20 protein-coding genes, 1 tRNA gene and 1 other RNA gene are annotated in these 23,083 nt (G+C 33.7%); 12 read left to right on the top strand and 10 right to left on the bottom strand.

The features are described from left to right. Positions 1 to 106 precede the first annotated feature (106 nt). From AAGD89_RS03750 to AAGD89_RS03715, 8 genes are all read left to right on the top strand, one after another. On the top strand, positions 107 to 496 hold the full coding sequence (locus AAGD89_RS03750) for a TrbC/VirB2 family protein (protein ID WP_341807786.1): 390 nt from the start codon (positions 107 to 109) through the stop codon (positions 494 to 496). Between the two features lie 114 nt (positions 497 to 610). Then, positions 611 to 2,317: an arginine--tRNA ligase gene (gene argS, locus AAGD89_RS03745; RefSeq protein WP_341807785.1), complete on the top strand. Its 1,707-nt coding sequence runs from the start codon at positions 611 to 613 to the stop codon at positions 2,315 to 2,317. 195 nt (positions 2,318 to 2,512) lie between these two features. Then, positions 2,513 to 2,595, top strand: a tRNA-Leu gene (locus tag AAGD89_RS03740). Between the two features lie 24 nt (positions 2,596 to 2,619). Next, positions 2,620 to 3,216, top strand: coding sequence for an RDD family protein (locus AAGD89_RS03735; RefSeq protein WP_341807784.1), 597 nt, complete (start codon positions 2,620 to 2,622; stop codon positions 3,214 to 3,216). 486 nt (positions 3,217 to 3,702) lie between these two features. Next, positions 3,703 to 4,938 carry a tRNA (N(6)-L-threonylcarbamoyladenosine(37)-C(2))-methylthiotransferase MtaB gene (gene mtaB / locus AAGD89_RS03730; protein ID WP_341807783.1) on the top strand — a complete coding sequence of 412 codons (1,236 nt, stop codon included), beginning with the start codon at positions 3,703 to 3,705 and terminating at the stop codon, positions 4,936 to 4,938. Between the two features lie 75 nt (positions 4,939 to 5,013). Then, positions 5,014 to 5,838 carry a P44/Msp2 family outer membrane protein gene (locus AAGD89_RS03725; protein WP_341807782.1) on the top strand — a complete coding sequence of 275 codons (825 nt, stop codon included), beginning with the start codon at positions 5,014 to 5,016 and terminating at the stop codon, positions 5,836 to 5,838. Between the two features lie 294 nt (positions 5,839 to 6,132). Next, positions 6,133 to 6,843: an outer membrane protein assembly factor BamD gene (locus AAGD89_RS03720; RefSeq protein ID WP_341807781.1), complete on the top strand. Its 711-nt coding sequence runs from the start codon at positions 6,133 to 6,135 to the stop codon at positions 6,841 to 6,843. Positions 6,844 to 6,970: 127 nt separating this feature from the next. Continuing rightward, complete coding sequence (locus tag AAGD89_RS03715; RefSeq protein ID WP_341807780.1) at positions 6,971 to 7,759, top strand: succinate dehydrogenase iron-sulfur subunit; 789 nt, start codon at positions 6,971 to 6,973, stop codon at positions 7,757 to 7,759. Positions 7,760 to 7,762: 3 nt separating this feature from the next. On the opposite strand, the gene AAGD89_RS03710 is transcribed toward AAGD89_RS03715, so the two are convergent. The 5 genes from AAGD89_RS03710 to AAGD89_RS03690 all read right to left on the bottom strand — a co-directional run bounded on the left by AAGD89_RS03710 (position 7,763) and on the right by AAGD89_RS03690 (position 13,132). Then, positions 7,763 to 8,899 (bottom strand): hypothetical protein, encoded by a 1,137-nt coding sequence (locus AAGD89_RS03710; protein ID WP_341807779.1) that lies wholly within the window; start codon positions 8,897 to 8,899, stop codon positions 7,763 to 7,765. 57 nt (positions 8,900 to 8,956) lie between these two features. Continuing rightward, positions 8,957 to 9,736 (bottom strand): GNAT family N-acetyltransferase, encoded by a 780-nt coding sequence (locus AAGD89_RS03705; RefSeq protein WP_341807778.1) that lies wholly within the window; start codon positions 9,734 to 9,736, stop codon positions 8,957 to 8,959. Then, a complete protein-coding gene (locus tag AAGD89_RS03700) occupies positions 9,726 to 10,211 on the bottom strand; it encodes a phosphatidylglycerophosphatase A (RefSeq protein ID WP_341807777.1) in 486 nt (161 codons plus the stop codon). Before AAGD89_RS03700 ends, AAGD89_RS03705 begins: the two co-directional genes overlap by 11 nt. 50 nt (positions 10,212 to 10,261) lie before the next feature. Continuing rightward, on the bottom strand, positions 10,262 to 11,815 hold the full coding sequence (locus tag AAGD89_RS03695; protein WP_341807776.1) for an ABC transporter ATP-binding protein: 1,554 nt from the start codon (positions 11,813 to 11,815) through the stop codon (positions 10,262 to 10,264). Between the two features lie 342 nt (positions 11,816 to 12,157). After that, positions 12,158 to 13,132, bottom strand: coding sequence for an NAD(P)H-dependent glycerol-3-phosphate dehydrogenase (locus tag AAGD89_RS03690; RefSeq protein ID WP_341807775.1), 975 nt, complete (start codon positions 13,130 to 13,132; stop codon positions 12,158 to 12,160). A 353-nt stretch (positions 13,133 to 13,485) separates the two neighbouring features. On the opposite strand from AAGD89_RS03690, the gene AAGD89_RS03685 reads away from it, so the two are divergent. Next, positions 13,486 to 14,256: a response regulator transcription factor gene (locus AAGD89_RS03685; RefSeq protein ID WP_341807774.1), complete on the top strand. Its 771-nt coding sequence runs from the start codon at positions 13,486 to 13,488 to the stop codon at positions 14,254 to 14,256. A 42-nt stretch (positions 14,257 to 14,298) separates the two neighbouring features. Here the strand turns inward: AAGD89_RS03685 and rnpB are convergent. Beyond that, positions 14,299 to 14,646: RNase P RNA component class A (rnpB, locus tag AAGD89_RS03680), an RNA gene on the bottom strand. A gap of 114 nt (positions 14,647 to 14,760) precedes the next feature. Between rnpB and icd the strand changes: the two genes are divergently transcribed. Then, entirely contained in the window at positions 14,761 to 16,185 is a 1,425-nt protein-coding gene (gene icd / locus AAGD89_RS03675) for an isocitrate dehydrogenase (RefSeq protein ID WP_341807773.1), read from the top strand. Positions 16,186 to 16,297: 112 nt separating this feature from the next. Here icd and AAGD89_RS03670 read toward each other — a convergent pair whose 3' ends face one another. The 4 genes from AAGD89_RS03670 to AAGD89_RS03655 form a co-directional block, all read right to left on the bottom strand. Further along, on the bottom strand, positions 16,298 to 17,551 hold the full coding sequence (locus AAGD89_RS03670; RefSeq protein WP_341807772.1) for a CCA tRNA nucleotidyltransferase: 1,254 nt from the start codon (positions 17,549 to 17,551) through the stop codon (positions 16,298 to 16,300). Between the two features lie 118 nt (positions 17,552 to 17,669). After that, positions 17,670 to 19,052, bottom strand: a complete 1,383-nt coding sequence (gene dnaA / locus AAGD89_RS03665) for a chromosomal replication initiator protein DnaA (protein WP_341807771.1) — start codon at positions 19,050 to 19,052, stop codon at positions 17,670 to 17,672. Between the two features lie 454 nt (positions 19,053 to 19,506). Beyond that, the gene (locus AAGD89_RS03660) at positions 19,507 to 20,769 is read right to left on the bottom strand and encodes an MFS transporter (RefSeq protein ID WP_341807770.1); all 1,263 of its coding nucleotides are present in this window, start codon (positions 20,767 to 20,769) and stop codon (positions 19,507 to 19,509) included. A 543-nt stretch (positions 20,770 to 21,312) separates the two neighbouring features. Beyond that, on the bottom strand, positions 21,313 to 21,483 hold the full coding sequence (locus tag AAGD89_RS03655; RefSeq protein ID WP_341807769.1) for a hypothetical protein: 171 nt from the start codon (positions 21,481 to 21,483) through the stop codon (positions 21,313 to 21,315). A gap of 330 nt (positions 21,484 to 21,813) precedes the next feature. On the opposite strand from AAGD89_RS03655, the gene AAGD89_RS03650 reads away from it, so the two are divergent. After that, positions 21,814 to 22,170, top strand: coding sequence for a TrbC/VirB2 family protein (locus AAGD89_RS03650; RefSeq protein WP_341808915.1), 357 nt, complete (start codon positions 21,814 to 21,816; stop codon positions 22,168 to 22,170). Between the two features lie 229 nt (positions 22,171 to 22,399). Continuing rightward, positions 22,400 to 22,990, top strand: coding sequence for a ubiquinol-cytochrome c reductase iron-sulfur subunit (gene petA / locus AAGD89_RS03645; RefSeq protein ID WP_341808884.1), 591 nt, complete (start codon positions 22,400 to 22,402; stop codon positions 22,988 to 22,990). Positions 22,991 to 23,083 lie beyond the last annotated feature (93 nt).

The raw sequence follows: 23,083 nt of genomic DNA, 5'->3' as shown, positions 1-23,083 counted from the left end.
TAGAAATTGATATTACCTTTACTATTTATTTAAGTATATATATTATTTTTACTAAAAATTATACTATTTTATATATAATTACAATATCTAAATCTCAGGTACAAAGATGAATCTCATAATAAAAAAAAAATTTAGTATTTTTCTTATAATATTGCTCTTTTCTTTTTCCCATAGTAGTGGCGCTAATACTCAGAATAAGGTTGATGATATTAAATCTGGCGACGCAACTACCCAAGTAATATGTAATATTATTGGCTATGTTTGGGGTATAGGTGGCCCACTTATGACCGTGGTGATAATAGGCGCAGCTATGATGGCAATATTTGGTAGAATGCCATGGCCAGCTCTCTTTGCACTTGGTGTATTTTGTGCTGTTTTTTTCGGTGCTAAGGCCATTGTAACAAAAGTGATGGGTGGTATAGGTACAAGCGGAGACGATTATTTTACGAAGCAATGTGGAGTAAAAGACGATCCAAAAAACCCAGGCGGTACCTGATTTACAGGAATTTATACAACACTTCTCTAAGATTATGGGGGTAAGGCTATAGGTGGTTGTTGAGTTAATCTTTATATGCTATATTGCTAAAGGTTTTAATAATTTTTCTATTTGATGAGCATTTTAAAGCAAGTCTTTGCCACAATCTTAAGTAGATTGAATGCATTGAAGCAAAGTGGGGTTATAAGTACAAGTATAGAAAATTTTATTGTGGAACCGCCCAGCAATAGAGCGCATGGTGATGTTTACACAAATGTTGCTATGGTGCTTGGCAAGCACGAAAAGAAGAATCCTATAGAAATTGCAAAGATTTTAGCAAAGGAATTTGAGCTCTTTGATGAAGTTTCAAGAGTGGAAATTGCAGGCCCAGGTTTCATTAACATGCATTTGAAGGCAGAAGTGTGGCACGGAATTTTGAGACAAATAAATGAATTAAAAACAGAATTTGGAACTTTGAGTATTGGAAACAATCAGGCTGTTAATGTCGAATTTGTGTCTGCAAATCCAACTGGTCCGCTACATATTGGTCACGCAAGAGGGGCTGTATTTGGTGATGTTTTGGCGAATTTACTGAAAAAAGCTGGTTATAAAGTTACTAAGGAATATTATATCAACGACGCGGGAGCACAAATAGATACACTAGTAAAGTCGGTATATCTTCGATACAGAGAAGCCCTAGGGGAAGAAATAACTATAGAAAAAGGTTTGTATCCTGGTGAATATTTGAAACCAATAGGGGAAGGTCTGGCTGAAAAATACGGCAAAGAACTGTTAAGTGATTCAAATAGTAAAAAGATTAGAGACTATACTTTAAGTTTTATCTTGAGAGTAATAAAAGAAGACTTAGGATTGCTAGGAGTAAGTCATGATGTTTTTATTTCAGAATATGAACTGCAAAAAAGTGGCAAAATTGAAGAAAGTGTAAAGATATTGTCTGACAAGGGTTTAGTGTATGAAGGATACCTGGAAAAACCAAAAGGAAAAGAAAGTGAGAGTTGGGTTTCCAGAAAAGAGCTGTTATTTCGCTCTACAGAGTTTGGTGATGATGTTGATCGCGCACTGAAAAAAGAAGACGGCAGTTGGACTTATTTTGCGTCGGATATCGCTTACCATGCTGATAAAATATCACGTGGTTTTAAAGATATGATAGTAGAGCTTGGCAGTGATCATGGTGGTTATATCAAAAGGTTAAAAGCAGTTGTTTCTGCGCTAAGTAATGATCAAGCAAAGATAGAAGTAAAATTACATAATATTGTAAATTTTTTAGAGAATGGAAAACCTGTTAAGATGTCCAAGAGGTCGGGAAATTTTTTAACAGTAAGGGATGTTGTGGAGGAAGTGGGCAGGGACATCACTCGCTTCATAATGCTCACACGCAAGAATGATATGGTTCTTGATTTTGATTTTGCCAAAGTTAAAGAACAATCAAAAGATAATCCTGTTTTTTATGTGCAATATGCTCATGCGCGTGCTCATTCGTTAATGCGTAATGCTCCGAAGTCTTTACCAAATGCAGACCCATCACTCTTAAAGAGTGATGGAGAGCTATTTTTAATCAAAACTCTAGCAAAATGGCCAGATGTGGTGGAAATTGCAGCAAGACTTCATGAGCCACATCGTATTACTTTCTACTTACTTGAAGTTGCAGAAGTATTCCATGCTTTATGGGGATATGGCAAAAGCGATTTAAATATGCGTTTTATATTAGAAGATAACCTGAGCCTCACTGCAGCAAGAATGTTCCTTGTGCAAGCTTTAGCACATGTCATCGCTTCTGGGCTTTCTATCTTTAATATAGAGCCTCTCGAAGAAATGAAATGAAATTGTATCCGTTCGGTCAATGGAGTCAACTTAAGAGAAAATATCAGCGATTGTGTGACTCATTTTTCATATCACACCTCTTTGAAATATTTTACTTCAAAAACGTCTTAACTTCCTCTTCACTTTTTCTGGATAAGATCAATACAGCAAAAAAATTTGACTAATTTTGTGTTGGCTATAGCATTAAAACTTAAGGCCCCTGTGGTGGAATGGTAGACACGGCAGACTCAAAATCTGCTGCTCGTGAGAGTGTGCTGGTTCAAGTCCGGCCAGGGGCACATGAAATATTGAGAAGCGTATATATGTTACATAAATTTTTTGATCGTTTACTTTCTATTTTCTCTTCTATAAGCATTATTCAAAAGGTAAAAAAAGACGAAAATGGAATATGCTATGTTACAGGACTTAGGCGCTATATATCAGTGCTGCTTGATTTAATTATTATTATTTTGTTCTTGCAATTCTGCAGCCAAGCTTTAAATCAGCTTTTTATCAATTCAGGGGATAGTAAAATATTAAGTCAAATTGCCGCAAAGTATCCAATGGTGCAATTATCTGTAGAGGAAGAGATAGCAAAAAATAGGTTTATTAAACTAATAATTCTAAATCAAATAGTCCAGACTATTATGCTCTTTAGCTATGTGACATATATGTGGGTAAGGTTTGCTGCTACTCCTGGAAAATTATTACTTGGAATAAGAGTTGTGAATTCAAACACTTTTGAAAAAATGACTTTGAGCCAAGCAATTAAGAGATTTTTTTCCTTTATATTGTCAGTAGCACCATTATTTTTGGGCTTCATATGGGCAAACTTTGATAAGCGCTGCCAAACTTGGCATGATAAGATTGCAGGAACAGTGGTTGTAACTAACAAAAGCCTACGGGAATATAAAAAATAGAAGATATGCTCGTCCACTTTTTCTGGGCAAGGTCAGTAGTCCTGCTGCGAATCGGGAAGGAAAAGTTTAGGGTATAAGGTTAAGAAAAAGATAACCGTTCACGGAGTATTTTTCAATTAAGCAGGAATAGCGACTAAATTCTGTAATTTCTGGACAGGATTCTGATTATTCAAGTGTGCAGTCAAAAATATCGAGAGCATTCTTTCTATAGACCTGCTGCTTCTCCTGTTTCTATATCTGTCTGCGATAATTTTAAATCTTTTCAGCAAACCAATTTTCTTATACCGTGAACGGTTACCGCGTTTATTAGTACTGTAGATACATTCATAAACCTTCACGTAATATTTAGCAAATCTGAATTAAATTTAAGAATTCACGCTTCACGTCAACCTACCGCACATTCTTCATTGAACGCTGTATTTGCTTTATATGAGTATTTGATATAATAATAAAATTATACAATTTATCAAAGTAAAAAATGCTAGCATGAATGAAGTAATAACATTTGGTTGCCGTCTAAATTTTTATGAGAGCGAATTAATCAAAGAAGCATTAAAAAAGGCAGAGAGAAAAGATGTTATTGTGGTGCATAGTTGTGCGGTAACAAACGAAGCAGAGCGTCAAGTAAAGCAAAAGATACGCAAAATTCATAGGGATGATCCAAGTAAAGAAATTATAGTAGTTGGTTGCGCTGTTCAGTTAGATTCTGAGTCTTATATTAACATTCCTGGTGTGAGTAGAGTATTGGGTAATAAGGATAAACTAATCACTGAAAGCTATTTACCAAATAGTGGTAAAGTGTTGGTAAGCGACAACAAACCAAGTAAATCAGAACCTGTTTTAATTAATAAATTTCAGGATAAATCAAGAGCATTTATTGAAATTCAAAACGGCTGTAACCATAGCTGCACATTTTGCTCAATTACTGTAGCAAGAGGAGATAATCGGTCAGTACCGATAAATAATATTATAGAGCAAATCAAAGTCTTTATAGAAAATGGCTACAGGGAAGTAGTGTTCACCGGAGTGGATATCACTGATTATGGTGAAGATTTATTTGGTAAACCATCACTTGGTTCAATGATTAGAAGGGTCTTAAGGGATGTACCTGAACTAAAGAGACTTAGACTCTCTTCTATTGATGTTGCTGAAGTTGATGATGGGTTACTTGATTTGATAATCAATGAGCCAAGGCTGATGCCTCATTTACATTTAAGTCTACAATCTGGTAATAATCTAACATTAAAAAGAATGAAGCGCCGTCACAATAGAGAACAAGTAATAGAGTTTTGCCATAAAGTAAAAAATTTAAGACCTAATGTAGCATTTGGTGCTGATATTATTGCTGGGTTTCCCACAGAAACTGATGAAATGTTTCAGGATACAGTGGATCTATTAAAGGAAGTAAATATAGTATATTTACATGCTTTTCCATACTCAGAACGAAAAAATACACCTGCTGCAAGAATGCCACAGGTACCAGAAAATGTGCGAAAAGAGCGAGTAAAAACCTTAAGAGAAATCAATAAAGAAATCATGGATGGTTTTTATCAATCGTTGATAGGCACTGAACAAAGCGTTCTAGTTGAACAAAATTATATGGGTAGAGCAGAAAATTTTGCACTGGTAAAATTGAAATCAAAGCTACCAGCTAAAAGTATCGTAAAAGTTCACATTATAGGGAAGGAAAATAATTATTTAATTGGAAGTACATTTCCTTGATTTTTGCATATTAATAAAATGTCATTATAATATAGGATGTAATTATATTGTGAGTTATAAACAGCGGATCTATTTGTGAGTATTAGAAAATCCACTACTTTTATTGTATTGCTGATTTTGTGTCTTGGCTTTCCTCCTATTCATGCCAACAACTGTGATAAAGGTTGCTCAGACGTTGAGCAAATTGTTGAGGATCTCGCTCCTATAGACGAACCTCCATGCCATAAATCAAGAAAACATAATAAAGCAGAGATTGTACTGGATAAAAATAAAAAACTTGATTTTTATGTCGGTGTTAGCGGCGGCAAAGTATACTCTGATAACTCGGAAATATTTGTAAAGGGTATACAAGCAATAGGAAAAAGAGTTCTAACTTTGGTTGAAAGTAGTTATGGTCCTGTGGTAAAAAACATAGTAGCGGGAGAAATTCAAAGCATCCTGAAGTTTAATGGTAAAGTTGATTTTCAGTGGCTTGGCAGCATGTCTTTAGGTTACTATGCTGGAGAAAATGGTAGAGTTGATTTTGAAACTATGTATTCTAAAGTAAATATTACTCAAGGTAGTAATGCTACGCCAATATTTGACAAATCAGCAGGTATATTTACATTTTTGTTAAATTTTTATTATAATCCTGACATTCAGAATACACAATTTGCTCCATACATCGGTCTTGGTATCGGACCAACAGTTTTTAGATTAAAAAAAGTCAATACACCGTCTCAAGATCTAATGCCACTAAATGTTCCTTGGTTTGCTTATCAGGTAAAACTTGGTGTTGATTATTCCATAATTCCAGAAATAAAAGCTTTCCTCGGCTACCGTTATTTTAGTATTCCGATACCAGTGGCGGATGATATAGCCACCCACAATATTGAAGTGGGTTTGTTGTTTAATTTTTAACCTCAACTATAATATTTATGGCTAATAGTAAGCTTATAGTCGTTTGTTGTTTAGTGTCCCTTTTGGGGGATTACAAAAACCCCTCGCCTTAAGGCGGATGAGTGTATAATCACAGCTATTCCTGTAAATCTTAAAGAAGGAATAAAGCTAGAGTTAACATATGATGACTTCACTTTCATATCAGAAAAACCGTTCATAGAAGGCATAGTGCAGAAAACTTACTTGAGAAAAGAAAAATAAATTTATTTCTTTAGGTAACATTTAGGTCTATACTTTGTTTTTATTTTAAGATCTATGTATAAGGCTAAAATTGTATATTTGATTCTCTTATTTTCCCTATTCACACAATCGTATGCGGATGTTGGCGCTCAGGTTGAAAAAACTGAAACTGAACTATACGAGGAAGCAGCTGAACTTTTTGACCAAAAGAAATATAAACAAGCCATCAGAGCTTTTCAAACAATTGAGGATTTATATCCTTTTTCTTATTGGGCAATGAAAGCAAAGTTGTTATCTGGTATTTCCAGTTATAATATGGATGATTATAGCAGTGCTGCAAGTAGTATGGATGACTACATATATATTTACTCAAATGGTGAAGATCTACCGTACGTGTACTATTTAAGAGTATTATCTTATTACATGCAAATTAATAAAGTGCAACTTGGGCAGCAAACCGCATACAAAACCTTAGAGCTTGCTACAGAGTATATTAACCTTTTTCCAGGCAGTGAGTATATAGATGAAATAAAGGAAAAAGCAAATCTGATCACAGAACATATATCAGAAAAAGAGTACGTTATCGGCAAATTTTATCTAAAACGTGGTGAATACTTGGCAGCAATTAAGCGTTTTCAGAATATAGCAAACTACAAAAATTCTAGCTATTTACCTGAGTCTGTTAACTATTTAGTAAAAGCCTATTTAGCTCTTGGTCTTGACTTGGAGGCTAAGCAACATGAAAATATGTTAGCAGAAAATCCTCAACCCGATTGCTTAACTTGAAGAAAATCTGTGCTGCTGTGGTAATAAAATTTTAAAAGGTATCTAATAAAGATATAGTAGATATTGGCAAAATATGTTATTTACAAGTTAAAAGGATTTTAACGATAGATAACAAAAGGTAAGTAACATGGTGCAGTTTTCTCTACCAAAGAATTCTCAAATTAATGAAAAGGGTAAAGTTTTTCCTATCCCTGTTGGAGCAAAAAACATCAAACGAATCCTAATTTATCGCTGGTCTGCCGATGATAAGAAAAAACCTAGAAAGGACACATTTTTTGTTGATATGGATAATTGTGGCCCTATGGCGCTTGATGTATTAATCAAAATAAAAGATGAAATAGACTCAACCTTAACCTTTAGACGCTCTTGTAGAGAAGGAATATGCGGGTCTTGTGCAATGAATATCGACGGAACTAATACTCTTGCATGCACTAAATCTGTACACGAAATAAAAGGTGACGTAAAAATATATCCATTACCTCATATGCATGTGATAAAGGACTTGGTCTCGGATCTGAGTCAATTTTATGAGCAGTATAAGTCAATAAAACCTTGGTTACAAAATGATGAGCCTGCGGTGCCAAATAAGGAATATCTTCAGTCTCCTGAGGATAGAAAAAAATTAGATGGCCTTTCTGATTGTATATTATGTGCTTGTTGTTCCACTGGTTGCCCAAGCTATTGGTGGAATAGTGATAAATTTTTAGGGCCAGCAATATTACTACAAGCTTACAGATGGATTGTTGATAGTCGTGATAACAAAGCAGGTGAACGACTTGATGCTTTAAATGATCCATTTAAATTATATCGTTGCCATACAATAATGAATTGCACAAAAACCTGTCCTAAAGGGCTTAACCCAGCAAAAGCTATAGCGAAAGTGAAGCAACTGATGATAGAAAAAGAGGGAATTTAAATATCATCTTTTACATTCTTCATAAGAGAAGAGTAAACCTTCTGAAGCATAATGCATCATTAACACTCTAAACTCTTTTTCATTTGTGAGATGAATAATATCATTATATGATTCAAATAGTTTTTTAAATAATTCATGCCTTTGGTTACTAATGGTTTGAAAATCTTCTTTCTTTAAAAGCTTTTTAGACTCATAAAGATAAAGCATAACTTCGTGATAAGTCGGGTAAGATGCCAAAAATTTTGGATCAAGTTGAAAGGCTTTTATGAAAGAATTATTATAAAATCTTAGCTTTTGATTCTTATTGTATATCGCTATGGCAACTGGTAATTCTTCAAGTAGTTTTTTATGTGTAGCCAAATAATCGTTTAATTCAGTATGTAATTTTTCTGTATCGCTAATGTCTTTTCCATATACTACAATTTCATCAGAATCCTGTATTGGAATTTTAATAAAATCAAAAATCTTACGTTCGTTTTTACAGGTTATAATATGCTTTCTTGATTTAGCACCATAAATGCTACTGGTTACAGCCAATTTCTGAGAGCTATTTATATATTTATCATAAAACAAGTTGTAAAACTTCACCTTCTTATGCTTGTTATATTTTACTACTGGATATGGTAAGGAGTTGAAAATATTTTTATAATTTTCCACTTCTTGAGCAAGCTTGTCATTTTCTAACTCAAGACCGTGAGCCTTTATTCTATGGTCTGAGATATTTCTGATCCATAATAGTGCACCAATCACATTATTAGAGTCGTCTATTATGCTTCTGCCATAACATATACAGTAAACCTCACTGTCTTTTGACTTTAAGTCCAAAGTAAAAGATTTATTGATTTCCTTTGCTTCAGTAAAATTTTTAATTAAGATTTCTGGTTGCTCAAAAAAATTTACAAATTCATTAAATGAGTAAAAAACAGTATTAAGTAAAATCAATAAATTAGGAGAAAATTTTTCTATACGTTTTTTCGCGTCCCAAATATAAAACCCATCATCCACAGTATCAATTAAATTGTTAACGACAATATTTTGATGTTGTAAGTTCTTAATTTTATTATTAATTTTTAATTTAGAATAAGAAAGAAAAAACAATATTAGAGTTAATACTAAAATTACTTCATACAGAAAAAACATGGCACTTTTTAAATAGATGTAAAGATTTGTAGTTGCTTGGACAGAGTTGCGTGCAAGTTAGGCTGAAGAGATATACAAGTAAAGATTACCTAACATTTGAAAGCCTAACCTTTTATAAAGGTTTACAGAAGGTTTCATACAGTGCGCTACTATATATTTACATTCAAGCTGCTTAGCAAGCTTTATTCTCTCTAAAACCATTTGAGTACCTATTCCTTGATTTCTATACATTGGCAAAACGCCATCGCTATAAAAACCAGCTACATTATCTTGAATATAAATACCACATGTTCCAACAATCTCGTCGTTTAAAGTTACAAGAAAAAACCTTAATCCTGAATTTTCATAATCATAATTTGATAATCCACGAAAAAATGTGCTAACAACTCCAATGTTATGATAAAAAATTTTAGAAGTATATAAATCTAACTGCTCTAAAAGGTAGCTGCTATTTACAGCATTTAACCTTAAGTTCGGAACAACATCATCAGGTAAAAAATAATTCTTTATATTAAGTAGAGCTTTTTTTGGTGTGCTAACATGCTTTATTTCATATTTTTCTAAAATATCCTTTGTTTTCATATGTGAGTTTATTACCCACGTTGCTTCTACATTTCTTTCCCTCAGATATTCCAAAGTTTTTTGTATAGATAGCTCGATATATTGATCTTCACAAAACACAAAATTAAATAACGATTCCTTTGTACCATTTATCGTAAATATAGTGTTATCAAATTCATCGTGTACTTCCCACTTAGATAAATTTGCTGCATAAATTATATAATCTTTCAGATTTTGAGTGATGAAATTTGAATAATGGAGTTTCTTAACCTGCATATAATGACAATAAACAATAAACAGCCCCTATAAGAACACAGGCTAAAATTGCAGCTATAACATCGTCTAGCATAACACCTAGAGGACCTTTGGTATTTTTATCGATCACATTTATAGGCCACGTCTTTATTATATCAAAAAACCTAAAAGAAAAAAAGCACAACAACAATAAGGAGCAATTAATCTCCTGATTGTTTAATAATATCGAAGCAAGAAGTATTGTTAGTAATTGCCCAACTACTTCATCAATCACTACTTCTTTTGGATCATATGAGGTTCGGTAATGTTTTATATAATTACCTGTAGACCACAACCCGATTAAGAATAAAAAAGAAATGACTGCTGCACCTAAAGTTTTGTCGCTCAATACTATGGGAACAATTGGAAAAGAGGCCAAGCTACCTACAGTACCTGGCATTTTTTTTACTGTACCAGATAGCATCCAGGTTGATATTAATTTATATAAAAGTTTCATAATGTGCCAAAATAAAAGTTAAATTTTTATTTAATTCTTCAAAATTACGCTTATTCATCATCTTCCTTTTTATCCGGCAAAAACCCACCAACTTGTGCATTCCATAATGCTTTGTACGTTCCATCTTTATCAAGAAGTTTCAGGTGGGTACCATCCTCCACAATTTTACCTTGATCAAGCACTAAAATGTGGTCCATATGCAGGAGTGTGGATAAACGATGAGCAATAACGATCGTTGTAGCATTGCTTGTTTCAAGTACTTCGTTTAGTGATTCCTGTATTAACTGTTCAGTTGGGGTATCAAGTGCAGAAGTTGCTTCATCCAGAATTAAGATAGGTGCATTTTTTAAAATAGCTCTTGCAATTGCGATACGCTGCCTTTGTCCACCAGAAAGTTTCACACCACGTTCACCAACAATAGAATTATACCCATTGGTCATTTGCATAATATTCTCATGGATCCTTGCTTTTTTACATGCTTCAACAATTTCATCAAAGCTTGCATCATGTTTAGCGAGTTGTAAATTTTCTAAGATAGTTCTGTGAAACATAGTAATATCTTGTGGAATCACTGATATATTCGCTCGCAAAGATTCTTGTGTAACACTGGTGATATTTTGGCCATCGATAAGGATTCGTCCACTATGCACATCAAAGTATCTGAGCAGACATTTAATGATAGTTGTTTTTCCTGCACCAGAAACACCTACAATGCCGATTCTCTGGCTGGCTTGAATATGTAAATTGAAGTTATGGAGTACATCAGTTTTACTTCCACTATATGCAAAGCACACACTCTCAAATTTAATTTCACCACGTGCATTTGTAAGGAGTTCTGCATTTGGAGCATCTTCAGTATCGTAATTACGATTAACAAACGAAAACGACACTTTCATCGACGCAATCGCTGGATTAATATCAAATAATAAATTCGATAGAAATGAGTCCAGATCCCCATGTATATTAAGTGTAGTCATTGCAATAAAAGCAAAACCACCTGCAGTGATTTGTCCGCTCTGATATAAATAAGCAAGTAAATAAATTTGCACTAAATTCATAGTCATTACCATGATTGTATCGGCATTATCTACCCAATAGGCATCAAATTTACGAACTTTTTTATCACAGCTTTGAAAACGCAGCAGTGCAGGAGTTAGCTTTAACTTAAATTCTGTCCACACATTACCAATAATTTTTATGCTGAATATGTTCGTTACCGAATCATTTATGATTCCTACAACTTCTTGTTTTGCTGTAACAAATTGCTCATGCAGCGCCATTTGCCTGTTTAGTAAAAGAGTTATAACTGGAGTGTAAATTATCACAAATATCAATATTACAGCTGCCGACGCTACATTAACGCTTAACAAAAATAATATACTTATGATAATAGTTGCTATATTATGTAAAGCGCTAAAGCAGTGAGTTATTAGACTAGCCAAATTATTCTGAAAATCTGTAATCTTATTTGAAATTTCACCAGATAAATGAGAGTCAAACCAATGTAATGAGTGCCCAAGTGTTTTTGTATACATGCTAGTTATAGTTTCAGCTAGTATTGTAGGTTTATATTTTATACTAAGTAATTGACTAATAAAAAACATGCCGTGATGCATAAGCTTATAAAAAACAAATAACATAAGTAATATCGCAACATCGGAATTTATCTGAATTGTATCGATGATTTCTTTTATGCTCTAATCAACAGCAATTCTCCAAATGGACGCAAGTATATTTACTATAAATAATAAGCAAAAATATACTTTATACTTTGTAATAATGGATTTAAGATTAAGAGGAGAGTTTAATGGCTTCAGTCATTCTATTTACTCAAAACTTTCAGGTGACTGTAACAAATATACAGTGAAAATTAGTCCATCATTCAATTTCTTCACCTTTCTTTTTACCCGACAAAAACCCACCAACTTGTGCATTCCATAATTTAATTAACTTATAAAAACAGAAATAGCATCCTCTATAGGAGCATTTTCATACAGTAATTTATAAACTGCTTCACATATAGGCATTTTTACCTTCAGTTTTTCTGCTAAATAAAATGCAGACTCAGCAGTGCTAAAACCTTCAATCACTGATTTACCCTCTGATAAAATTTGCTGAACATTACAACCATCATTACTACTTCCTATTTTCAGCCCAAAAGATAGATTTCTTGAATTTAATGCTGTGCATGTCATAACTAAATCACCTAAGCATGAAGGCCCTAGCAAAGTCTCTATATTCATACCAACTTTTGCTAAGTACAGAGTTTTAATTTCATTCATGCTTTTTGTAATCAATGCTGCATGAGCATTAGATCCGAGTTTTCTGCCCAAAATGATCCCACATGCTATAGCAAAAACATTTTTTAATGCTGCACAAATCTGTACCCCTATAACATCGCTACTAAACTCCAATTTAACATTTTCTTGTTGCAGCTCCGATATCAGCTTTGAACCTAATGTGTTATTTTGGCACGCAAGAACCATTGAATATGGTAATTTCTTTGCAACCTCTATAGCGAAACTAGGGCCTGAAAAGATAGCAATTGGATTGCTCGGCAAAATTTCATTTACTACTTCACTTGGTAACTTTAATGTAGATTTTTCTATTCCTTTGCAAGCTATAATTAAAGGCGTATCTTTCTTCAATTTGCAATTATATAATTGCTGGCACACTTCCCGCAGAGATTGCGTTGGAACAACAATTATTATTACTGAAGCATCAATTGTATCTTCAATTCCTGGCTTTATTGATACGCTATTAGGAATTCTACAACCAGGCAGTTTATCACTTTCTCTTTTCTTGATGAGTGATTCAAATGTAGCGCTACTGCGAGTCCACAAAATTACATTTTTCTTATCACTTAATGAAATTGCAATTGCTGTACCCCATGCACCAGCACCTAAAATTGATATTGCCACACAATATTCCTAAAAGTATTACTTATACTTTAGAATAGTATCCGAAAAATATAAGTAAATTAAAAACATAATACGGGCATATAAAATAATTAAATAATTATTAATGAATCTAAATACTTTTTTAACAATAATAGCTTTAGTGCAATATTTACTCAAAATAGTGTTATTATTATGGTATATTATTTTATTTATCACGTTTTTAGATCTATTTATATGATTTAGGAAAGGTATGTTTACTATTAATTAATAATTAGTAGGTGTAATTTTGGTCATTTGTTAATAAAAGTTTGATTTATTACTTTCCTTAGTTATATATATTACTAAAATTATAAATTATTTATGGGGTACGAAATATGCGTATATTATTGATTGAAGATGAGCCAATATGTGCAAAAACCGTCGTTAATGCTTTAACTTCCGATGGACATTTTTGTGACGTTGTAACATCTGCACAAGATTATAACAATAACATGGTTTCTTCAAATGGAGACTACTATGATCTAGTTATTCTAGACATACACCTAGCTGGTGATATTGATGGATATGACATACTACTAAGACTCAGAAGTGCAAAAATTAAAGTTCCTGTTTTGATACTCTCATGTATGTCTTCTGTGAATTACAAAGCTAAGGGACTTGGGTATGGAGCCGATGATTATTTAACTAAACCATTTCATAAAAGTGAGCTATTAGCTCGAATTAAGGCAATAGTGCGTCGTACTAAAGGTCATCCTGAATCTGTGATAAAGATTGGTAACATCAATATCAATTTTGATCATAGAATTGTTGAAGTGAAAGGCAAAACAGTCCACCTTACTAACAAGGAGTATTCTATGATAGAACTGCTTGCGCTCCGTAAGGGTACAGTGTTGACAAAAGAAATGTTTTTGAATCATCTTTACAACGGCTTAGATGAACCTTCAGATAACAAGATAGTTGATGTTTTCATGTGTAAATTACGTAAGAAGCTTGAAAGTGCTAATGATGGAAAAAGTCACATAGAAACTGTTTGGGGCAGGGGGTATGTCCTGAAAGAGTATATTGATGATGAAGAATATTCTCATGCTGATATGTGTGAAAATACTAGCGATCATCAAACGGAACAAGTAAAGGGTGACGCATGAAATGACTGAGCGCTTATGGCTTATATTACACATATCATTCTAACACCTAGGTAAAATATAAGCCGAGTTCTGTTTATGTAGCTATTTATCTGGAATAAATGTTACCATTTATTTCATGCGATTTACCCGAGTAGATATGAGGAAAACATAAAGTCTACTCTTGTTTAATCTTGCTCCTAGTGCTGGTTACTCGACTACCAATGTTGCCATTGCTATGGTGCGCTCTTACCGCACCTTTTCACCCTTACCTAAAAATATTAGGCGGTAATTTTCTGTAGTCCTATAACTGGAGTTACCTCCGGCGGGCGTTACCCGTCACTATTTTTCCTTGGAGCCCGGACTTTCCTCTGCTATGTTTAACGCATAACAGCAGCTACTTATTTCACCTAGAGATTATACTTTAACATGAAAATCATAAAAGCAAAAGCTAATTGCTTGGCAATTGATTACTTGTGTCACTCTGTTATTTAAATTAACATTAAGTCATTTATAATTAGGAAATTTATGTCTACACCAATTACAGTTGCATATGGTGACGGTATCGGGCCAGAAATTATGGAGGCAACGCTGTCTATATTGCGCGAAGCAGAAGCAAAAATATCAATAGATATCATTGAAATAGGTGAACGTATTTATAATAAGGAATGGTCTCACGGAATTTCTCCAAGTGGCTGGGAATCTATTGAAAGAACAAAAATATTACTAAAATCCCCTACAACAACTCCACAGGGTAAAGGTCATAAAAGTTTGAATGTAGCGCTAAGAAAAAATTTGGGATTATATGCAAATATACGTCCATGCATATCGTATTCTCCTATCATAGAGAACAAATTTGGTAAGTTCGATATTGTAATAGTGCGTGAAAATGAAGAAGATGTTTATACTGGAATAGAACATAGACTGACTTGTGATTCTTACCAATGCACTAAAATTATAACTCGATCTGGTTCAGAGAAAATATGCAGGTATGCTTTTGAATATGCAAAAAAACATAATAGGAAGAAAGTAACTTGCCTGACTAAAGATAATATAATGAAAATGACAGATGGAGCTTTCCATGCAGCATTTGATAGTGTTGCAAAGGACTATCCTGGTATACAGGCAGAACATTATATAGTTGATATTGGAATGGCAAAAGTTGCAACTGCACCTGAAATTTTTGATGTTATAGTAACTGAAAATTTATATGGAGATATATTGTCAGATATCGTTGCATTAACCTCTGGGTCTGTTGGACTTGCTGGAAGCAGTAATATTGGTGATGAATACGCAATGTTTGAAGCAGTTCATGGCTCTGCACCAGATATTGCAGGAAAAAATATAGCTAATCCTTCTGGGCTTTTAAATGCTGCAGTACATATGCTTATCTACATAGGTCAAACTGATACTGCAAAGTTAATTTACGATGCATGGCTAAAAACTCTAGAAGATGGAATACATACTGCCGATTTATATAATGAGAAAACAAGCGCGAAAAAGGTCACTACTAATGAATTTGCAGAAGCTGTTATAGAAAATTTAGGGAAAAAACCTCAAACATTACCAGAGCTTACGATAAGTAGTGATTCAAGTAGTAAAATAGATAATGTACAAAATAACTATGAACAGGATTACAAGGTTAAAAAATTAGTAGGTAGTGATATAACTCTTGCTTGGGATAGATCTAGCAATTTTGACAAAGTGGTTAAATTATTTGAATCAAATAAACTGCAAATTATAGCAATATATTCAAAAGGGCTCGCAATTTGGCCAGGGGATTCAAAATTTGTCAGTGATCAGGTAACTTGCAGATTGATTGCTGACACAAAACAAAATATTACGAATAGCGATGTAAATGGCGTACTTATCAAATTTGAGGAAAATAATTTCGATGTTGTAAGAATGGATAAGTTATATTTATATGATGAGAAAGTAGGGTTTTTCTCTTAGATGTACAATCCCACTATGTAATAGTATGATAACATCGTTAATAAAGGAGGTTTTATGGAACAGGTATTACACAGCATCCTCCTTTGGTGGTAACTCTCATATATAATACTCTTCACTTTTTCTGGACAAGGTCATTCTTAGCATAGGCTATTAAGTCATTTTTTGTCAAAGTGCAGGAGCTGTTCTCCCAGTGTTGTTTTATCAACTCAAGGCTTATACCTAAACTTTTCCCAGGCTGGTAGCCTATATTTATTAAATCATTACCAGATAAAGGAAATTTTGGAATATTAAATGTATTAGCAAACGAGATATAATTATTTATCGCATCAATATTCTTTGCGGATTCAACACCACAAATTTTTACTAAATCACAATACAATTCTACACCAAACAAGGATATATATTTTTTTTGTTCGCTTTCTGAAAGCTCTGTTTCTATATTACTTGATAATAAAAATAATAGCCTCTTCTTTTGTTGTTTTGAAAAACGTAAAAATTTACTTATATATTCCCCAAGATTATTGCTTTCAGTTGTTCTCAGCAGTAACGCTAATTTTACTAGCGCATCAGCTGATCCGGCGTTATTCAAACTTGGATCCAGAAAGAGCCCAGCATCACGTTTTGCAAGAGGCCTAGTGTTGATAAGAAGCTTCGAGGACAAAATTTCACATTTTACCTCTTTTGGGATAATTCTTTGCAAAACATCAGATTTTTGCATGCTTTTAAGCGTTGAAACGGGATCATCGCACTCTAGCAATTTAAACATTTCATCTCTTATTCTTTCTCCAGAGAGATTTTGGATCATATGCGAATGTTTTTTGCATACCTCCAATATCTCATCACTTAAATCTCCCATGCATATTTTTGCATGAAAACGAAACGCCCTTAGAATACGTAAATAGTCCTCTTTAATTCTATCTTCCGCATTGCCTATAAAATTTAATTTTCGCGCTTCAAGATCATTGACGCCACCAAAATAGTCGTATATGTTGCCATGTCTATCCGCATACAAAGCATTAAATGTAAAATCACGCCTTGAAGCGTCAACTTGCCAATTATCGGTAAATTCTACCTTTGCATGCCTACCATCACATTTAACATCGTGTCTTAGAGTTGTAATTTCAAAAGAGCTCTGGTTGAAAATTGCAGTTATGGTTCCATGTTTTAAACCAGTTGGAATAGTTTTTATATTGCACAGTTTTAATGCTTCTATTACTTGATCAGGAAGTAGGTTAGTAGCTAGGTCAATGTCATGAACATCTCTCTTTAAAATTGAATCTCTTACGCATCCACCTACAAGTCTGGCCTCACCACCAAATTTTTCTATGGCATCAATTATTAAATTAGTCTCATAATCAATTTGCATTTATATCCATATGCCGCATGTAGATTATATTATATGAAATGTAAGCATTTTTGCAAAAAAGCCTTCAAAAGCGTCTTTATCCAAATGTAAATTAGCTTTTAAAGAAAAGCTAGAAGCTTCATTTCAATATTTTTTTTAGTTGAGTAATTTCATCGGCAAATTTTGAATCAGTTTTTATAAAATTTTCTATTTGTTTTACTGCATGTATAACGGTGGCGTGATCTCTGCCACCAAAGCTCCTTCCAATGTCAGGCAGGCTTTTTTGTGTGAATTTTTTAGCAAAATACATAGCTATTTGTCTTGGCCTTGCAAGATTGCGGGTCCTTCTATTGGATTGCATATCTGAAGCCTTTATATTGAAAAATTCTGCTATTTTCTTTTGTATTTCTTCTATTGTGAGTGACTTATGGTTTGATCTCAGAAGGTCCATAAGAGTTTCACTGGCTGACTCCACTGTCATGCTCCTCCCAATTAACGAAGTATGGGCAATCTTATTTAATGCCCCTTCTAATTCTCTTATATTAGATTTTATGTTTCTTGCTAAAAATTCTAATACATCTTTTGGAATATACATGTTCATTTGTTCTACTTTGGCCTGTAGTATACCAAGCCTCAGCTCAAAAGTTGTTTCATTAATATCTGCTACCAATCCCCAACCGAGCCGTGATTTTATCCTTTCTTCCACTCCATCAAGATCACTAGGGGATCTATCAGCTGATATAACCAATTGTTTATTTTGGTCTATCAATGCATTAAAAGTATGAAAAAACTCCTCCTGTGTGCTATCCTTACCACTAATAAATTGTACATCATCTACCATCAGTACATCCACTGATCTAAATTGCTCTTTAAACAGCATGATGTCTTTGCTTCGTAGTGCTGTAATATACTGGTACATAAACTTTTCTGCTGATAAGTACACCACTTTTCTTTTTGTTGTTGGAGAATTGACTATATACCAAGCTATGGCATGCATTAGATGTGTTTTGCCGAGCCCTACTCCACCATATAGAAACAAAGGGTTGCTTCCCGATATTGGATCAACAGATTCTGCTACACGCTTAGCCGCTGTAAATGCTAATTCATTTGACTTTCCTACTATAAAATTATCAAAAGTGAACCTTGTATCCAATGGTGAACCAAGGTTATGATTACTTTCCTCTCTGTTTTTTAATATAATATTAGAATTTAAGTTTTTTTCTCCTGTCACTTGAATATCAACAGAATGTATGCTTCTATCCTCATTTTGCCATAATGATAATATTTTTTCCATGTAATGAACTGCAATCCACTCTTTTATAAATCTTGTTGATACAGACAATAACACCTCTCCATTTCTACTGCTAACAAATCTAAGTGAACTTAACCAGCTGTTATACGTTGCTTCTCCGTAAAGATTATAAAGACAATTCTGAATTTTTTCCCAAGCAATATTATGATCCACTACTGTAAGAATTTGGTCAAAAAATATAGCAGAAACTTTAGGATTAGTTAAGTTCATATACCACACCAAAAAAAAACAACAATTAGAAAATGCAAGATAATCAATAGCTTGTTGCAAGATGAAAAGCTAACATGACTTAATACACACTGGAAATTATGGTGATTTTTTGATGAGTTGTAAAGGGTATAAAAGCAATAAAATTGATCATTTTATTTCAACAAGTGAGAAAGTTGTAAACTTCGCTTGGAGTAAAGGATTAGCAATGTGCTGTTAAAAATCATGGTATATTTACAGATATACAAAAGAGTATAATGGACTAAAATGAATTTGGAAATGCTATTCTATGGAGTGTTATAGCACTTCTCAAAGTAAGTGATAAGTGTATAATATACTTTTATCATGTGGGGAAAGGCAGTATTTTTGGTTGAAAGTTAAAAAAGGAAAGTAAAAGGAAGAAGTTGCAGCACTTTTGGAAATAGGAATAGCAACGAATCTACATCTTAAAAAAGTTTTACCAATCAATTTTTTTATCTTGAATTTTGATTTGCAATATAGATATTAAGCTAATTAGTGCACATATGGTAAGATAAATACCTGCTGCAAATTTTGTTCCAGTTTTTTCTATGAGCATCATGCATATGGAAGGGGAAAGACCACCAAAAATCCCTGCCGATATATTATGTGCTAGACTAAGACCAGTGCACCTAACTTTTGTTGGGAATAGTTCACAAACAAGAGAACTATATATGCCAAAAGATGCAGCTATTGGTATACTTATCAACAAATACGTTGGCGTTATAATATAGTGATTATCATAGGACAATAGTGAAAGCACTGGTAAACTAGTGCAAGCTAAAACTATTAATATAGGAACCATCACGTTTTTTCTTCCAACTTTATCAGAAAGCATTGCAAACAGCACTGCAGATACTCCAAATATAATTTCGCTTGCAATCCTTACTGTATTTTTAATATCAACACCTGACAGAGTAAGTTCTTTTACAGATATGTTGTAAAACATGATCATTGAATAAACGATTGCATTTTGTGCAATACCAAGTCCAACTGCTATCGCAAACGCCCTTTTATAACTTTTAATCAACTCTAAAAATGGTGAGCTAGATAAGCTTTTATTTTGATTATGCGTTTTATATGCTAAACTCTCTTCCATTATATATCTTGTTAAAAAACCTATTATTCCCATAATAGAGCAAAAATAAAAAAGCAGCCTCCAGCCCCAAATTTCGTAATTTTCACCTGTAAATCCTTTGCAAATAGCAATCATTATAAAGCATAACATCGAACCAAGTCCTCCACTAAAGGCTTTCATACTACCTAAAAACCCAAGGTTTCTCTTATCGCTTGAATGTTCAATTAAAAAAGCTGTATTAATGCTTGTTTCTCCTCCTACTGCAATACCTTGTGTAATTCTGCACAATAAGAGCAATAGAGGAGCAAGGATGCCGATTTCTTTATAGCCTGGTATGATTCCAATTACCGTAGATGATATTGAAACTAATATTACGGAAGTAAGCAACACCTTCCTTCTACCATACTTATCTCCAATGTAGCCAAAAATAAATGCGCCAAGCGGCCTAAATCCAAATCCAACTGCAAAGATAGCAAGATATTTGATTGTGCTTAAGTAATCGCTTTCTGATGGAAAAAAAATGTTACTTATTGTATGTGTTAAAACTCCAAATAGAGTGAACTCATACCATACTATCATGTTGCAAATTATACTGGATAATATTGCTTTTTGCATGTCAGTCATAATCTTTCGATTTGTCATAATTTAGCATGTTACTATTAATTAATATATTTGTCTATAAATAGTCAAAGCACTGATAGAGCTAACTCAGACCGATTAATAACGCCGTCATCCCGCTGCTTGTTAGCGGGATCTACGCTGAGGTGCTGCAAATAAATCCACAGCTGTACGAACATCCCGTAAAGCGATAGTTCTTGGTGTTAAGTGTCAACTACTGGTGTCGTTCCAGTGCCAGTTTCTCATCCCTGTAAAGGTCACATAATTCGATGACAAAGATGTTAAGATAAAAAGAAACATTTTTGAGGGAGTGAGGTATGAGACGAAACATAAAAGATAAAACTTTAGAGAGAAATTACCAGCCCAAAAGCTATCAAAAGCCATGCTTCAGGTTCACAATTCCGGCAACAATATTGAACCTCATGTTATATTGCTTCTGAAAGTTGCGGTAGGTGTGAGGTAGAATCTTAAATATTTTCAATTATTTTTTCAAATTCCTCTACTTTTAGCCCTGTTATATCGCGAAAATTTCTTGGATGTTTCTTTAGATTATGGTAATTTAACCACATTTTGCCTCACTTCTATTTGCTCTATTCTCCTTTTATCACACCTTCGTCCTCTTGTCATACCCTTTTCAGCAGGTCTAATCTTTCTTTTCTCATCAACGATGCTAATAAAAGTTTCTTTGAGTGAGACATCTAACCCGATATAATATTTCATGAGACTACTCCTACTGTAAAAGTTTAAATTATTTTTGAAGAACTTACTCTATTGAATTTGTTACTTCGCGCTAAAATAATGGAGTCTGTCTCTCCATTACCCAATAGCAATTATAGTATGTCTAATGTTATGCATGCTCTGGAACTGTACAGCCGTGTGCGCACACGGGGCAGAAAACTTGGACACGACTTGCAATTTATTTAATTGCTGTTAATAATTTATGATTTTGCTATGATGTAGCAACACTTACATATGGACAATTATAAATTTTACTTTACAATAGATGTATATAGATACAAATATTTAGTTACATTGTTTAAAGGAAAAAAAATGAGCTCTATAATGAAAATTTTTGGTGTTTTTTGTGTAATGTTACTCTTTTCTTCTTCAAGTTATGCAGATCCGGCTTCTGGTAATCCTCAAACTACTGCTAAAGTTCAAATGGATGAGACGACAGAAGTAATATGCAACATTATTGGGTATATTTGGGGTCTTGGCGGACCACTTATGACAGTAATATTTATTGGTGCATCTTTAATGGCGATATTTGGCAGAATGCCGTGGCCAGCTCTTTTTGCTTTAGGGATGTTTTGTGGTGTGTTTTTTGGTGCTAAGGGAGTTATGATGTACATTGCACCACTAAGCGATACTGCACGAGATATATTGAAGCAGTGTGGAACAAAATAACCAATGGAAGTTATGACGTATACAGTTTCCAGCTTTATTTGCATCCGATTTTTTGCTACATTTTTTAAAATAACCGTAACAATTACGCCATTTTGGAAACTCTTTTGGCAGCATTCACAACTGACAACCACTCTTTAAAACATGCAGCACTATGAAAAAGCACAAGTTTTTGTTGATTAATATACGGTATTTAAATTAAAATATATGATTATAGCTAGGCAGACGATAAATGGTCAAAAAATTAACTAAGAATAAAAAAACACTGGTAGACGCAAAAAAAGATAAAAAGCCGCCTATTACTAAAAATAAGAGCAGGAGAGATTTTATAACCTTGACTACATGTGCTATGGCAGGAATAGGCGCTGCAAGTGGACTTTGGCCATTAGTTAAGTCCATGAATCCTTCTGCTGGAGTTTTGGCGATGTCTACAGTAGAGGTTAATTTATCTGGAATTCAAGAAGGGCATGGAGTAAAGGTAAAGTGGCAAGGTAAGCCGGTATTTATTCGCAGACGTACAAAACAAGAGATTGAAGCTGCAAGAGCCGTTGATGCAAAGAACTTGCGTGATCCTCAACCGGATGAGCAAAGAGTATATGAAGGGAAAGATGAATGGTTAATTATGGTTGGAATATGTACGCATCTTGGATGTGTACCGGTTGACCACGCTACAAAAGATGGTAACGGTTGGTTTTGCCCTTGCCATGGTTCATATTATGACACATCAGGTCGAGTGATTGGGGGGCCTGCACCAAGAAATATGGATGTACCTGATTATTTTTTTCCCAGTGAAAATGTTGTGGTAATTGGCAAAAAGGCTTAATACTAAGGTCTTCTGCAAAACTTTGGTATACATCTTAACTTAATGACAGTGGGCCTTTTCTTGGCTAGCTATACGCATTTGTTATTCAATAGG

It is taken from the genome of Wolbachia endosymbiont (group E) of Neria commutata (genome assembly GCF_964026735.1).
Classification (GTDB): domain Bacteria; phylum Pseudomonadota; class Alphaproteobacteria; order Rickettsiales; family Anaplasmataceae; genus Wolbachia.
Note: the sequence above shows the minus strand (reverse complement) of the source record. Positions and strands in the feature narration are given on the sequence as shown.

What these genes read in the sequence shown, in the direction of transcription:
- AAGD89_RS03750 (WP_341807786.1), top strand. Translation starts at nt 107, where the DNA reads ATGAATCTCATAATAAAAAAAAAATTTAGTATTTTTCTTATAATATTG.
- argS (WP_341807785.1), top strand. Translation starts at nt 611, where the DNA reads ATGAGCATTTTAAAGCAAGTCTTTGCCACAATCTTAAGTAGATTGAAT.
- AAGD89_RS03735 (WP_341807784.1), top strand. Translation starts at nt 2,620, where the DNA reads ATGTTACATAAATTTTTTGATCGTTTACTTTCTATTTTCTCTTCTATA.
- mtaB (WP_341807783.1), top strand. Translation starts at nt 3,703, where the DNA reads ATGAATGAAGTAATAACATTTGGTTGCCGTCTAAATTTTTATGAGAGC.
- AAGD89_RS03720 (WP_341807781.1), top strand. Translation starts at nt 6,133, where the DNA reads ATGTATAAGGCTAAAATTGTATATTTGATTCTCTTATTTTCCCTATTC.
- AAGD89_RS03715 (WP_341807780.1), top strand. Translation starts at nt 6,971, where the DNA reads ATGGTGCAGTTTTCTCTACCAAAGAATTCTCAAATTAATGAAAAGGGT.
- AAGD89_RS03710 (WP_341807779.1), bottom strand. Translation starts at nt 8,899, where the DNA reads ATGTTTTTTCTGTATGAAGTAATTTTAGTATTAACTCTAATATTGTTT.
- AAGD89_RS03705 (WP_341807778.1), bottom strand. Translation starts at nt 9,736, where the DNA reads ATGCAGGTTAAGAAACTCCATTATTCAAATTTCATCACTCAAAATCTG.
- AAGD89_RS03700 (WP_341807777.1), bottom strand. Translation starts at nt 10,211, where the DNA reads ATGAAACTTTTATATAAATTAATATCAACCTGGATGCTATCTGGTACA.
- AAGD89_RS03695 (WP_341807776.1), bottom strand. Translation starts at nt 11,815, where the DNA reads ATGTTTTTTATTAGTCAATTACTTAGTATAAAATATAAACCTACAATA.
- AAGD89_RS03685 (WP_341807774.1), top strand. Translation starts at nt 13,486, where the DNA reads ATGCGTATATTATTGATTGAAGATGAGCCAATATGTGCAAAAACCGTC.
- icd (WP_341807773.1), top strand. Translation starts at nt 14,761, where the DNA reads ATGTCTACACCAATTACAGTTGCATATGGTGACGGTATCGGGCCAGAA.
- AAGD89_RS03670 (WP_341807772.1), bottom strand. Translation starts at nt 17,551, where the DNA reads ATGCAAATTGATTATGAGACTAATTTAATAATTGATGCCATAGAAAAA.
- dnaA (WP_341807771.1), bottom strand. Translation starts at nt 19,052, where the DNA reads ATGAACTTAACTAATCCTAAAGTTTCTGCTATATTTTTTGACCAAATT.
- AAGD89_RS03660 (WP_341807770.1), bottom strand. Translation starts at nt 20,769, where the DNA reads ATGACTGACATGCAAAAAGCAATATTATCCAGTATAATTTGCAACATG.
- AAGD89_RS03655 (WP_341807769.1), bottom strand. Translation starts at nt 21,483, where the DNA reads ATGAAATATTATATCGGGTTAGATGTCTCACTCAAAGAAACTTTTATT.
- AAGD89_RS03650 (WP_341808915.1), top strand. Translation starts at nt 21,814, where the DNA reads ATGAGCTCTATAATGAAAATTTTTGGTGTTTTTTGTGTAATGTTACTC.
- petA (WP_341808884.1), top strand. Translation starts at nt 22,400, where the DNA reads ATGGTCAAAAAATTAACTAAGAATAAAAAAACACTGGTAGACGCAAAA.